Origin of the sequence: Salipiger sp. PrR003 (assembly GCF_010500785.1) — a bacterium.
In the GTDB taxonomy this organism is placed as follows: domain Bacteria; phylum Pseudomonadota; class Alphaproteobacteria; order Rhodobacterales; family Rhodobacteraceae; genus Salipiger; species Salipiger pacificus_A.
This window is the reverse complement of the sequence record NZ_JAAGOV010000076.1, coordinates 122,423-135,796: the sequence shown is the minus strand read 5'-3', so window position 1 is coordinate 135,796 and position 13,374 is coordinate 122,423. Positions and strand designations below refer to the sequence as shown.

Below are 13,374 nucleotides of genomic sequence, written 5' to 3'. Positions count from 1 at the left end.
AGGAATTTCTCTCCATGCTCAGCAATGTCTCTTGCCTCGTTGCGGACGGCGTCCGTGTTCACCTCGCCCAGCGCGCCCTGGCGCCACAGCAGGTCTTCGCTGTGCTCAAGCAACTCGATGAGCCCATTCTTGAAGTTGCTGGAACGGAAGCGGACGGAACGAACGTTGTCTTCTCGAAAGAGACTGGGTGGCAGCGCGCCATTCAAGACGCCAAGCAAGCACGCGATAACGGCGAGTGCAGTTTTCAGGATCGGCGGGTTCTCTGCCGCGACAATGAGTTCGCAGGCTTCCTCGGATACGGAACCGTCCATTCTTCTCATCGGACGCCAGACACGGACTCTGAAATGCTCACCTGCGTGTTCCCCACCCTTCAGGGGGCCGAGCTGGAAGTGACGATCCCTGCGGCGAGTGCCGTTCTGCTTGCGGACACAATCCAAGCCGATATCCATAGTGCTGGCGGCGCAAGCCAGACGATCGATGTGACAGACATCATTCTCGATCTCGAAGATGAAGACATACGTGAGCTGCGTGATGGCTCCCCGCTGCCGCTCCCCGAACCCCTGCGAGAAGGCTTGCGGGCTGAAGGCGTCGACCCCGACAATGACGCTCTCCGTGTCGACCTCGTTGAGGCCATATGCGACTACTTCGGCGGTCATCCCGAGGCCCTGCCCTCCGGCGGATCAAAGGTCCCAGAGAGCATTTTTACCGAGGCCCTCGAAAACACCACCCAATGCCGCCTTCTGCGGGACCTCGAAATGCGCCGGGACCTGCGCGCTGGGCACTCTGGGCACGGAATGGGGGCCTGATCGTCAGCGCCCCTGGCCGGCGCCTGGCACCACTCCTTGCTGCATGAGCTCCTCCCCATTTGCAATGCGAATGGCGCCGACCAGGTCCTCGAGGCTTGCAAAACCTTCGTACTTCACGTCGTTGATAACGAAGACCGGCAGGTTTTCAGCCTCGAGTGCGCTTAGGATCTCGGAATTCAGAGTCAGGGATGCCGTCCACTCTTCGTAGTGCTCCATACGCGCCTGCAGAACGTCAACCTGCCCCGCTTGCGCGGCAATCTCACCCATGAAGGTAACAGAATTCAGAGTCTTTCCTTGGTCGAAAGCCATCATCGATCCAAAGTGAAAGAGCTCGAACAGCTTCGGATCGATGCTGAAGAGCACAACCTCCCCGATGGCGTCCACATATGCCTCTTCAGACGTGCCCACGCCATGGAAAGTCACGTTGACGTCCTCCCCCTGAGAAAGCAGGGTAAACAGAGCCCGGGAGGCGTCCGCGCAGCTCTCGCAGTCCGAGCTGTAGAAGTACTCGATCGACACCGGCGCTTGCAGATTGCCGACCCGCGGAAAGATCGGAAAACCCGGCTCGGGATTGTGCCCCACCGGCGCCTCCATGGACTCTGATTTTCCAAAGAAGTCCTCCGGTAGCTCCGTTCCGCCGAGACCCGCGGTCTCAGCAGACGCCTGCAGCCCCAGAGCAGCTGAGACCCCAACACTCCAGACGACCGTTCTAAAAACGGCCGCGACCTTCCCTCTGGTCATCATTCTTTATTCCTCGTGCATACATGTAGTTCAAACGATACTGAAGATATGTGAATGCGTGGTTTTCTCCTGATTTTTTATGCGGCCATCTCGGCACTCTTCGCGGACACCGCCCAAGCCGCGGACCAGCAATGCATTGATGTATTTCAGGGCCGCTCATCCTACCCGCGGGTCAATGTTCAGATGGTGCCACTGTCGACCACAGTCCAGTACGACCGCACCCTCGATCGCCAGCAGCTCACGCAGAAATCCCAGGGGCAGATTGCGCTACATTCGCACTCCGTCATCAACGGGTTGACCGTCGGCAACCTGCGCTCGGGCATCAAAGGCAACTTCAGCGTGGCAACGCTCACCGACGGCAGCACATGTGTGTGGCCATCGCTTGTTGAGTTTCAGCTCGGGTACTCTTCGATGGTCGTCTACGTCGCACGAGAGTTCGCGCCCGGCTCATGCCAATACGATGTCACCCTCCGGCACGAGCGAGAACACGTGAAAATCAACGATCAGACACTCCGCAGTCATGTGCCCGCAGTCAAGAATGACTTGGTCGCTGCGATCGCCCGGGACTTCCCCAAGCGCTACCGCTCTTCGGGCGACATCTCCAGGCTCGCGATCAGCACGATGAAGTCGACCTTCGAGCGGAGCGTCGCCAACCTTGTTGTCGACAGGAACAGTCTCCACGGCGAGCTCGACTCCCCTGGGTCCTACCGATACTGGCAGTCCCTGTGCGATCGTTGGTGACCTGCGCTGGAAGCACGATTTATTCCTTGCGGAGCGTTGTCTCTATCCTTATTTTGCGCAGCTGAGTGATAGCGCAGAATCTCAAAGGATAGGAGCCTTACATGCCCGAAGAAACTCAAGTCGTCTCAGCAGCCGAAGCGTTCGAACGCGAAGGCCTGTTTCACACAGCCCAGGTCGCAACCATCGGCCGATCGGGAACCGTTGCACGCGTGATCGATGACGCCGGCGTTGGGTCCGTTGAGATCGTCACCGACTATGAGTATGACGACTACGACGAGGAGGAATATCCCGTTACCTCAACCGTCGAAGTGTCTCCTGGCGACGTGGTGTTCGATCTCGACAATGGCCTCGGGCTCGTTCTCAAAGCTGCTGAGATCGACGGCAGCGATTTCCGCTTCGATGGTGAGATCGTCGAAGGCGCCTCGGCAAGCGAACTGTCGGCCCCGCGCACAATCGCCGTCAATGAATTCGGCGACATCGTCGAGTACAAAGCGGAGACTGGCGAGCTGACCGCAGTGCCCTTCGAGCGGAACCATGGCCTCGCATTCGTGACAGCAGACGGCACCGTCGCTTCGAAACTCACCACTCAAAGCCTCGGTGGAAGCTTCCAAGCGGCTGTGAAGAAAGCGGACGACGTCGAGTTCGACATGATCGGCTTCTTCGCCGCGGTCAACGAAGGGCTGCACAATCGCATGGAAGAGCGCGGCGACGTCGAGATGTCGATGAAAGAAGCCGCTTACATGCTCAACAACGCGATCGAAGTCGCAAAAGCAGAGCGTGTGAGCGGTGAACAGGTCAGCGTCGAAGCCGGCGATATGCGCCTGACGGCGGAGAGCTGGGACACTGCGCTCCAAAGCCTGGGAGAAGGCTTCCAGTTGCCGCACTTCACCAGCAAGCATGAACTCCGGTCTCTCGAAAGCATGGTACGAGGCCTTGCAGCCCGCGACGAAAGCATGGTGAAGACCGCACGGCAGATCTACGCGCCGATCACAGACACGCCAATGGAAGACATCCGTGTCTACCAAACCGGGCGCCAGAGCGAAGAGTTTGCCGATGATCCCACCGCGACGGTCGCCGCCCACTTCGAAGCCTACCTCGAGCGCGGTGAGCGCGTGGAAATCCCGGAAGCGACCCTTCGCGCGGTCGGCCGGGTCTACGCACCCGAGCGCCTCGAACTGGTCGACATCGAAGAGATGCGTGTTCTTTTCGTCCGAGATCACCGTGCCGACTCGCTCTACTTCATGCCGAAAACCCCGGTGCTCGAAGCGAAGCCGAACTATGGCGAGGCTGCTGCCCCCTCGATGTAATCATCGCGGATGTCTAGGTAGTGTCAGGGTCGCCTTCGGGCGGCCCTTTTCGTTGGCGACAGAGGCCGGGGCGCGGGTGCTCATCTGGCTTTGGGGCTGTCTGGGGGCTTGCCTCTCCCTGGGGTTTGTATACGTGCGACTTCTAGAAATCAGAGTTCTTGAATTCAGAGTTTGGGTTCCGCCGGCCCTGACCGATGCGGAGACAGAGGTCGTATGCTATCTGAAAACGAAAGAGGCCGCCCGAAGGCGACCTCTTGAGGTGCGCTGGGCATCACGCTCAGCCTGGCTTGGGGCCGCCGTGGCCAAACACTCTGTTCATGAAGTTCCGGACGATCTCTGCGATCATTTCGCGAAGCTGCTCAAGCCGAGACTGCATATCTTTTTCGTTCTCTTTTTCCGCGTCACTTGTGATCCGAGAAGACTTACCTGCAGCCGCGAGCCCGCCATTATCTCCGAGTTGGGCATCGATCGCATCACGGATCGTCTCCTGCTCGTCCGCAGTGGCGCCAGCCATCACGTTTTTGAACCGCCTCGTGTTGAAGTTCGTGACGAGTTCACTCTGGTTTTCAGCGAGCTCAGACATCTTCGTGCAAGACTTATCGTAGGCGCTCATGCTGATATCGGGGTTCTCTCTCTGAACCTGCATCAGCGCTGAAGCAACACGGTCTTCTTTCGTGTCGTAGAGCGCCCTGAATTCCTCAGAACTCGCAAGTGCCTGCGCCCGAGCCGTGAACCCGGAATATGTCGCCTGGTGCTCGGCCACATGCTGCCGAAGCTCTGCATCGTTTTTGATAGCCTTGTTCATATTGTTAGTGAACGCCTGAACATTCTTGGCACTCTGGCTAGCCTGGTGATTGACCCAAAGACGGCCGGCACCCTTCACTCCGGCCACCACGCCTCCTACACCCATTTTGGCAACTTGCGCTGTTCCAACCAGAGCGCCGCCAATCACGCCGAGGTTTTGGCCACCACCAGTGGCGCTGCGGGGCTCTGATGAGTCCCCAGGTCGAGGAATCGCAGCTTGTGAGCCCATGTTGAAGTCGTCGTCTTCGTCCGGTTCCTTTTTGGCCACTCCGGCCGAAGGGCTCGAAGATCTAGATACGCCATTCTCTTCCGACTTCGGTCGCTTTGCCTCTTCGATGTCCTTCTCGAAATCTCTCAGAGCGTCCTTATCAATCTTATCCATGCGACTCGTCTCCTATCTGATGAGCTTTGCTGGAAAGTTCGCTTCGATGCGCATGACACAACTGATCCTATCGTTCGCGATCAAATCGCAGTGCTTCGAACTCGGCCCGAATCTGGTCTTGTGTCGCCCCATCAGCGTTCCGGATCACGCTACCCGCTCCGACGATCGCGCTAATCGCGCTACCGCGATCTCCATCGAGCACTTGCCATGTGGCGCACAAGGCAGTGCTCGCAATCGCAAAGGCTATTGATGCCCTGGTTGCCGCTACACCAAGTGCTCCAACATGGCCGACAACATCACGGCAACGTCGCGCTACGATATAACCAAGCAGCAGAAAGAGGACCGACGCAACTAGCGATACGATCTGATCGTTCGAACTGGGCAAATCTTCAACCAGCACATCATCAAGAGTGTCGAATATCGGCTGTAGCGCGCCGACGAAAACCGGGCCTGTAACAATGAAGGACAACGCAAATATCGTTAAAATCCCTGTTCTGTCTGCGAATTTCTTCGGGTAGGAAGCTAGCACTCCCATTGCGAGTGGCAGACAAAAGATGATGATCCCCAACCGCATCAGCGACTTGGTTACAACATCGAACAAGACTTGCCGAATGCGTCTAGGGGCCCGTGTAGTCTGCATCGTCCTGTCTCCGGTTTTCTGTTCACTCCACATATAGCTCACGAAGAACAAAGTAGCGTGAAATCTATTCTACAAATATGTTGACACTCAAGTGTGGTTTCCTATATATTAAACATAAGGAGATCAACTGATGGCAAGACCGCGGATACACCCTGACGGTGTCGAGATCAAAGTCCTTCCGGTGCAGCTGCCGGAGACCTTGTACGATGAATTGGGAGCCTACTGTACCGAGATGAAGGTATCGAAAGCACATGTTGTCCGCGAAGCGCTAAAGCGTATGCTGGCACACGAGACCGCAGCGCGGCCAAGGAATGAATGGAACGGAACATGATGGAATTTGCCGCAGGCTACAACAAGGCGAAAGCTGATCAGCGCGCCCTGAGCATTGAAAAATGGAAGCGTCATTGCGCTGGTCTCGAGGAACAGATTGCCCAATGTAGCCACGACAAGCAAGTGTGGTCGCTTCACTACGCGGGGCTGGAGGCTGAGAGGAACTATCTACTCGACCTCCTAGATCAAGTTCACGGAGGTGCGGAAAATAATCCTGCTCGGGCAGAGTCTAGGCATGACATTCGAATACCGCATGGACCTCGGAAGGGGCAGCGCGTGCAAAAGCGGGATATCGTTTATTTCAAACGAATACAAGACGCAGCTGCAAGAAAAGGTGGCGCCTTCCGAGGCTGGTTTGACATGATATGCAACGCCAAGATATTCGACTAAAGAGGGGCCATTAGGCCCCTCTTTTCTATTCAGTCTTTGGACTGCGGAGACGCTTTTCTATTGTTCCCGCCGCCAGCCTCAGGATCTTTGTCCTTCGGGTCATTTTCCTTCTCAGGACGACTTCCCTTTGTCAGGCCTCCAAGCTCGCGCATCCTGCTCTCTGCCGAATTGACGAAGAGAGCCGTTGTACGCTTCGCTTCCTCGGCTTCGCCCAGGTTTTCGCCGCCCTGGCCGAACCAACGGGTCACACGATCGGGCACTTCTGTAATCAAGCCGAACGCGCGCGTAGCGATCTGATAGTGCATGTATGTCATGATGCATGCCATGACGAGGACGCCCACAATGCTGAGACCGTCCGACATAGTCGACCTCGCCGCAATTTCAAACGTCGCATTCACGAGCCACATTCCTGCCGAGAATACGCTGAAGCTGAAAATGAGCCCGAGAATGGCAAGCGTCGGTCGCAAGAACAGGTTGAAGACAATCATGTAACCCGGGCGCTGCATGTTGTCGACAAACTCCGCACCGTCCATGCGCACGTGCATAAGAGCCCAGATCGGAGCCGCCACCATCGCTTCAGCAATCAGAATGACCATGCCGAGAGTGAAGAATGTGAAGAAGACGTATGGGATCATCGGAAGGATGAATGCATGGACGATCCCTAGCACGAAGATAATTGTGCCCAAGAACTTCAGGATGCCGACTACGCTATTCAAAATACCTTCTATTGCACCTCCGGTTGCCTTCTCGATCCCGTACCCAATAGGGCCTCCCTTTATCACGGCACCGAGAAGGAACCCGAGCATGCTCATGATCCAAAGCATTGTTGCAATGTTGACGAGTGTAAGGCCAAAGTTGACCATCTCGACGAGAGCAAAGTAGGGATCCGGCTCAAGCATCAGAATGAGGTCAAGCAAACCGGATGCCACGAAGTTCTGAAGTTCAGTCAGCTTTTGCTTGATGAAGCCGATCGTGTTCTTCTCAATCCAGCCGCCGACACTATCCTCCGGCAAGAATCCTGAAAGTTCGGCATCACTCTCAATATTTTTCGCAGTGAACTCCTTCGCAATGGCCTCTTCGCTTTCAATGATCGCATCATAGTTCAGGGATCGAACTTGCGCGAAGCGCGCGATCAATCCCTCCCCCTGAGCATTCCGGCCGAAGACATCAAGAAGATCGTCACGCATCACCATGCCGTTCGTGTTCCAATTCGTGAAACCTCCACCGAATGATGCCTCAATCTGGTCGATATTGTAATTATTCTGCTGCGTCTTTGCGAGAACCATATAAAATGCGCCCGCAGCAGCCCAACCTTTCTCTTGGGCCATGTCGATATACGGATTCATATCGGTTGTGTCGATGAGATCGTAGACGTTGTCACCGACGGATGCGCGCTGCGTATTGATGATGTCGAGCCATGCCTGATATGCCGCTGCGAGAGTTTCCACAAGCGGACCGTCAGCGTCGACGAGGATTGACTCGATGTCCTGCGGCGTCATCCCATTCATTGCATCCGGCATATAGACTACAGAATTGAAGATCATGTCGGCGATTAGTTGAGTGTGCGGCAACACGGTAGCGTCGACCTGCGCACCGATCTGCTCGGCCGAGTTCATAACAAGGTTGTATGCGACCTGGTGCTGCAGCAAGTCCGCAGATACCGCAGACCAGTTCGGCTCCGAATACTGCAGCGGATTCCAGTCTGCGACGAGCTCAAGGGATTGATAGCTCGACGGGTCGAGAGCCAGTGTTTCTTGGAGCTTCTCGATCGAAAACGGGTTGATCTTGACTGTGCCACATACGCCGAAGTTCCACGTGACCGCTGCCGTTCCGCCTTCTTCAATGAGCAGTTTGGTTCCTTCGTCCGCAGGTGGGTACGTGAAGCGACTGAACAGCGTTCCGTTCTCCTTGCCGATCCCGACGCGGTGCTGGGGCTGCTGGGAGAAGATATCGAAGAAAGTGATCGTGTTTGAGCTACCCTGGGTGTTCGTGTCCGCACTAATACCGGCCGCCAGGTCGGGTGACATTTGCTTGAAGCGGGTCAAGATCGCTTCTGCATCAGCACCTGACGCAGTCGAGATGTCGGCCGGCACCGACTGACCGCGGTTCTCTAGAGACGCCGCGGCTCGTTCGAGACCGTATTGAAGGCCACGCATACAGACCTGCCGCTCGATGAGTCCGAAAATCAGCTGTCGGCCGTTTTCGCTATCAGCAAATGCCTTCACGCTAGCAGACATATCTTTCCGAGGGAGCGGATTGCCGAACTTGTCTGTGTACTCTTCATCAGTGCCAGTGTTGAGCAGATTTGTCATGTAGGCTTGGTCGCGGAACGTATCCGTATAAGCGTTCCACACGAGGTCAGCGAAGGCGCTCCCCCACAGCGCAACGTGGAGTACCAGGATCTGCACGGCAGAGAAGCCGCCAGCGATCGGAGCGAGGAAGCCGACACCTGCAGTGACACGGATCGGCGCCCAGATCTGGTGCCACTTCTGGCCGAGCATCTTGCCTTCGTGCGCTGTCGACACCATCCCCGACATCGTATGCCATCCGAGCATCGCGCCGCCGACTGACAGCAGCGTGACGTTGAACACGCGCATGGCGTTGCTCAGCGGGCCCGCCCAGGGTGACTGCATGGCGCCTGGTTCAACCGGACCGACGGGCGCCAGGACTTGGAGCAATTCGTAATAGAGCGTGCCAGGCTGGCTTGCGGACTCAGTCAAGAAGTCCAGGCCGGAAAACCCATCAGCAGCATATGCGGCGCCGGGAACGAGGAACATGGCAGCACCCGCGGCGATCGCGAGCATGATGCCCGCCGTTGCTCTACCAAATGGCAGCCAGTCACCAGACCGAACGAAGTCTCTGAAAGAATTCAGCGAGCGGTGCCGAAGCTGATAGTTCCAGAACAGTTGCCGGAGCATCATTGGCACCGCGAACAAGTGACACACGAAGCCAGCAAGCCCCGCAGCGCCGCCTTCATTGCTCGCGTAGTAGAAACCCCACACAGTCAGAGCAGTAACAATCAGCATCCACACGATAGACATCTGTGTCGACCGGCGATGAATTTCAGAGACTTCGTTTTCAGAGAGTTGATAGCGCTCCATAGCTGCGCCGAAGCGTACCCGCGGATCAGAACTGTCGCACGCGAGCGGCTCAGATTTCTCGCGAGAGAATGCGTGCTTGATCAGGCCAACAGTGTACTTACCTGAGCGGCCAGCCCCGGAGAGACCCTTCGACGCGCCGGCGGCGATCGAACTAAACCCTGTGAGATACCATACTTTCGACTGCTCCCACTCGCGGGCTCCGAGCAATCCATCAGTGACGAAATCCTTGGCTTCGCTCTTCACGCGATCCTTGATCTGTTCTCTAGACATCCGCCTCAATCCTTTAGCCGTTCTCCCAAACTGGTCGCCGGCTGTTAAATTTGTTTTTCGGATGTCAAGTGCGCGCGAAGGTGCAGATGTCTAGAGTTGTTGAAAAAGGAAAACCCCGACTACAAGAGCCGGGGTTCTGCCGCCTGTGCGGCGGGTAACAGCAAACATTCCATGTCCACGCTTGAAAGCATCTTCTAAGCCGCCTGTGCGGCGGGTAACGCAATGGGGGCACGGGACAAAGTATTTGCGCTCTTCTAAGCCGCCTGTGCGGCGGATAACAGTAGCGATATCCAGCTAAACAGCTGCATTTTATCTACAATATCACATCATCACCTGCAACCCCTTTTTTCTACCTTTTGTCAGAGCCCTTATTTTTATGCCGCGTTCAAGTCGGCTCAAAAAAGGGTCAGCCGGATCAGACGTCGATCTGACGTATCCCTGTCACGTGCTCGAGCCCGATCTCGACGATGCGCTGGACTGAGAGATCGACGTCTTGAGCGAACTCCCCGACACGAGCGACCTTGCTGTAGTCATACCAGCCGCCGACACCGCGTCGACCACGTCGGCAAAGGGGGAGCTTGTCGCTTGTCCTCGGCTTTGACTTTCCCTTTCGGCGACGAACAAGACGATAATGCCCGAGATCGAGGATGGGTTCCCGGCCGTGCCGGTGCAATACTGCGTTGATCGCTCGAGCGACGACTTCTTGTTTCGAGATGTTGTCTCGTTCTTCGAGGCGCTCTACGGCTTCTGCGAGTTCAGGCGCGACGTATGCGATGATTTGCTTTTTCCCGAGCCGGCTTGGCGGCGTCCCTGTCTTCAACTTCATAGAGATTGGTCCCTGTTCGGCACTATGTGACAACACTGTTCATGTTTTGTCAACCCATCTATCCATCATGTTTCGCTCGGACGTAGAATAGTTGACATGTTTCCGGCGCGCCGATACTAATATGGGTAAGCCAAAAGGATAGCTTTCCAGAGATGAGTACTGAACAGACGCAAGCAACCGAAGCGTACGACAGCGGATCAATCAAAGTCCTCAAGGGCCTAGAAGCGGTTCGCAAACGCCCCGGCATGTACATCGGGGACACCGATGACGGCTCGGGCCTGCACCACATGATCCAGGAAGTCGTCGACAACTCGATCGACGAGGCGCTTGCTGGGCATTGTGACGCCGTCACTGTCACCATGAACAAAGACGGCTCGGTCACGGTCGGCGACAACGGCCGCGGCATTCCTGTGGACATGCACAAGAGTGAAGGCAAGCCAACCGTCGAGGTCATCATGACTGAGCTGCACGCCGGCGGTAAGTTCGACCAGAATTCCTACAAGGTTTCTGGTGGTCTGCACGGCGTGGGCGTATCCGTTGTGAACGCACTCTCTGAAAGGGTCGAGGTTACGGTTTTCCGTGATGGCAAACAGCACTTCCTGACGTTCAAGGATGGTGTTCTCGACCAGCCGCTTGAAGTTGTCGGCGAGGCGCCGCGGAAGACCGGCACGATCGTCACATTCTGGCCGTCCCCCGACGTCTTCTCGAGCGTTGTCTTTGACGGCAACATCGTCCTCAAACGTCTTCGTGAGCTTGCATTCCTGAACTCGGGCGTGCGCATCAAGTTCACCGACAAAACATCCGCTGGCGTTGGCGAGCACGATCTCTACTACGACGGCGGCGTTGCTGAGTTCGTGCAGTACATCGACCGCGCACGCACATCGATCATGCAAAAGCCGATCGTCGCGCGCGGTGAACGTACTGTGGCCGCCGGAGGCCGTGACGTGACGATTACGGTGGAAGCCGCTATCCAGTGGAACGAGAGCTACTCTGAAAACGTGTTGGCCTACACCAACAACATCCCGCAGCGTGACGGCGGCACCCACCTGCAGGGGCTGCGGACGGCTCTGACGCGGTGCGTCGGCAAGTACGCCGAAGACAACATGAAGGGGAAGAAGAAGATCGCCCTCTCGGCGGAAGATATCCGCGAAGGTATGACCTGCGTTCTTTCGGTGAAGGTACCAGATCCGAAGTTCTCCTCGCAGACAAAGGACAAGCTGGTCTCGTCCGAGGTCACCGGACCCGTCCAAGCGGTTCTGAACGACGTCCTTTCTTCGTGGCTCGATGAGCACCCGGATGAAGCCAGGGCCGTCATCGGCAAGGCTGCTGAAGCCGCTGCGGCTCGCGCGGCAGCCCGGAAGGCTCGCGAGATGTCGCGCAAGAAGTCAGGTCTGGAAATTGCAAACTTGCTTGGCAAGCTGAAGCCCTGCCAGACGAAGGACCCGCGTGAAGCCGAGCTCTTCATCGTTGAAGGTGACTCCGCAGGGGGCTCTGCCCAGACGGGGCGCTCTCGGCGCAATCAGGCGATCTTGCCGCTGAAAGGCAAGGTGCTCAACACCGAGCGGGCGCGCCTCGACAAAATCTTGAAATCCGAGCAGATCGGTACGCTGATCAATGCTCTCGGTTGCGGCATCGGCGCGGACGGCTTCGATATCGAGAAGACGAAGTACCACAAGATCATCATCATGACGGACGCCGACGTCGACGGAGAGCACATTCGTACGCTTCTTCTCACGTTCCTCTATCGAAACATGCCGGAGCTGATCGAGGCAGGCTATGTCTACATCGCTCAGCCGCCGCTCTACAGCGTCTCGAAGGGCCCGAACAAGCCGAAGACCTACCTGCTCGACGACAACGCGCTGGACGGATACCTTCTGGACCGCGGCGTCGAGGGCCTCGAGATGGTGCTCGCTGACGGGACTGTGCTTCTCGAAGAAAGCCTCATCGAGCACTTCACTGTACTCCGCAGCACAGTGAAGCAGATCGAGACGGTCGACAACGAGATCAACTTCCTCCCGCTGACAAGCGCGATGGCTGTTGCCGGCGCCTTCCATCCGGCGGCATATGAGACAGATGAAAGCTTGGCGAAGACCGCAGATTTCATCGCCTCGATCATGGGTGACCGGGTCTACGCCACGCGGTGGTCCGGCGCCGTCGATGGAGGGGACATGGTGATCTCTTACCGTCAGCGGGGCGTCGACAGCGAAATCCGCGTCCCGGGCACGATCTGCGACAACCCATCCGCACGCGCAGTGCTTGGATCGTTCGGTGATCTCAGAAAGGTCTATCTCAAGGGCGCTCGCGTCAAAGCGCCCGACGGCGAGACGAAGACCTTCTTCGACCCCAAGGAAGCGCTCGACTACGTCCTGGCGCGTGGTCAAAAGGGGCTGTCGCGTCAGCGGTACAAGGGTCTGGGCGAGATGAACCCGGACCAGCTCTGGGAGACCACACTGAACCCTGAAAACCGCAAGCTCCTGCGTGTCACGATCGATGATGCCGAATACACTGACATGATCATGAGCACGCTGATGGGCGATGTCGTGGAGCCCCGGCGTGAATTCATTGAGGCCAATGCGGCATTGGTGGAGAACCTCGATGCCTGACGCGGCAAGAGATGAGACATCAAACATCTGGAGGGCGGTCGCGGAGGCCGCCCCTTACCTTTTGCAGAACGATCTTGGGCAGCCGAGCATAGCCCAGTTCGAGCACGAGGCCGGCTGGGATCTCATCGTGCTCAACCTGGCGATTGCGATCAATCAGCACGTACGAAATCGCCTGCAGAATGATCCGGATGCGTTCGACCTCGAGGAACTCTACTTCACGCAAGTCAAAGAGAAGTACGGCAAGCTGCAAGTCTATCTGTCGGTCTACGATCCGGTGCTAAATGCTCTGGTCGATTTCGCTGGGCTCATGAGTTCGACGACGTGCGAAGTCTCGGGCCGAGCGGGAAAGCTCCATTCGAAAAATGGCTTTCTGAAAACCCTACACCCGAAAGTCGCGGCTGATCAGGGCTTCCTGGCCGTCACCTGATCTCTC

Annotated in this window: 11 protein-coding genes; 6 read left to right on the top strand and 5 right to left on the bottom strand. The window is 56.9% G+C overall.

Translation table 11 applies throughout. The features are described from left to right. Positions 1–14 precede the first annotated feature (14 nt). Positions 15–806: a hypothetical protein gene (locus tag G0D83_RS25200; protein WP_164197326.1), complete on the top strand. Its 792-nt coding sequence runs from the start codon at positions 15–17 to the stop codon at positions 804–806. A 3-nt stretch (positions 807–809) separates the two neighbouring features. Here the strand turns inward: G0D83_RS25200 and G0D83_RS25195 are convergent, their stop codons facing one another. Further along, on the bottom strand, positions 810–1,550 hold the full coding sequence (locus tag G0D83_RS25195; protein ID WP_164197325.1) for a thioredoxin domain-containing protein: 741 nt from the start codon (positions 1,548–1,550) through the stop codon (positions 810–812). Positions 1,551–1,601: 51 nt separating this feature from the next. On the opposite strand from G0D83_RS25195, the gene G0D83_RS25190 reads away from it, so the two are divergent. Together G0D83_RS25190 and G0D83_RS25185 are read left to right on the top strand one after the other, a co-directional pair. Next, positions 1,602–2,288, top strand: a complete 687-nt coding sequence (locus G0D83_RS25190) for a hypothetical protein (RefSeq protein WP_164197324.1) — start codon at positions 1,602–1,604, stop codon at positions 2,286–2,288. Between the two features lie 101 nt (positions 2,289–2,389). Beyond that, on the top strand, positions 2,390–3,595 hold the full coding sequence (locus G0D83_RS25185; protein WP_164197323.1) for a hypothetical protein: 1,206 nt from the start codon (positions 2,390–2,392) through the stop codon (positions 3,593–3,595). A gap of 277 nt (positions 3,596–3,872) precedes the next feature. On the opposite strand, the gene G0D83_RS25180 is transcribed toward G0D83_RS25185, so the two are convergent. Together G0D83_RS25180 and G0D83_RS25175 are read right to left on the bottom strand one after the other, a co-directional pair. After that, positions 3,873–4,781 carry a hypothetical protein gene (locus tag G0D83_RS25180; RefSeq protein ID WP_164197322.1) on the bottom strand — a complete coding sequence of 303 codons (909 nt, stop codon included), beginning with the start codon at positions 4,779–4,781 and terminating at the stop codon, positions 3,873–3,875. 67 nt (positions 4,782–4,848) lie between these two features. After that, entirely contained in the window at positions 4,849–5,421 is a 573-nt protein-coding gene (locus G0D83_RS25175) for a hypothetical protein (protein WP_164197321.1), read from the bottom strand. Between the two features lie 327 nt (positions 5,422–5,748). Between G0D83_RS25175 and G0D83_RS25170 the strand changes: the two genes are divergently transcribed. Then, entirely contained in the window at positions 5,749–6,141 is a 393-nt protein-coding gene (locus G0D83_RS25170) for a hypothetical protein (protein WP_164197320.1), read from the top strand. Positions 6,142–6,170: 29 nt separating this feature from the next. On the opposite strand, the gene G0D83_RS25165 is transcribed toward G0D83_RS25170, so the two are convergent. Together G0D83_RS25165 and G0D83_RS25160 are read right to left on the bottom strand one after the other, a co-directional pair. Further along, complete coding sequence (locus G0D83_RS25165) at positions 6,171–9,512, bottom strand: DotA/TraY family protein (RefSeq protein ID WP_164197319.1); 3,342 nt, start codon at positions 9,510–9,512, stop codon at positions 6,171–6,173. 415 nt (positions 9,513–9,927) lie between these two features. Beyond that, the gene (locus G0D83_RS25160; RefSeq protein WP_164197318.1) at positions 9,928–10,338 is read right to left on the bottom strand and encodes a ribbon-helix-helix domain-containing protein; all 411 of its coding nucleotides are present in this window, start codon (positions 10,336–10,338) and stop codon (positions 9,928–9,930) included. A gap of 152 nt (positions 10,339–10,490) precedes the next feature. Between G0D83_RS25160 and gyrB the strand changes: the two genes are divergently transcribed. Further along, the gene (gene gyrB, locus G0D83_RS25155) at positions 10,491–12,941 is read left to right on the top strand and encodes a DNA topoisomerase (ATP-hydrolyzing) subunit B (protein ID WP_164197317.1); all 2,451 of its coding nucleotides are present in this window, start codon (positions 10,491–10,493) and stop codon (positions 12,939–12,941) included. Next, positions 12,934–13,368 (top strand): hypothetical protein, encoded by a 435-nt coding sequence (locus G0D83_RS25150; protein WP_164197316.1) that lies wholly within the window; start codon positions 12,934–12,936, stop codon positions 13,366–13,368. Before gyrB ends, G0D83_RS25150 begins: the two co-directional genes overlap by 8 nt. The last annotated feature ends 6 nt before the right edge of the window (positions 13,369–13,374 follow it).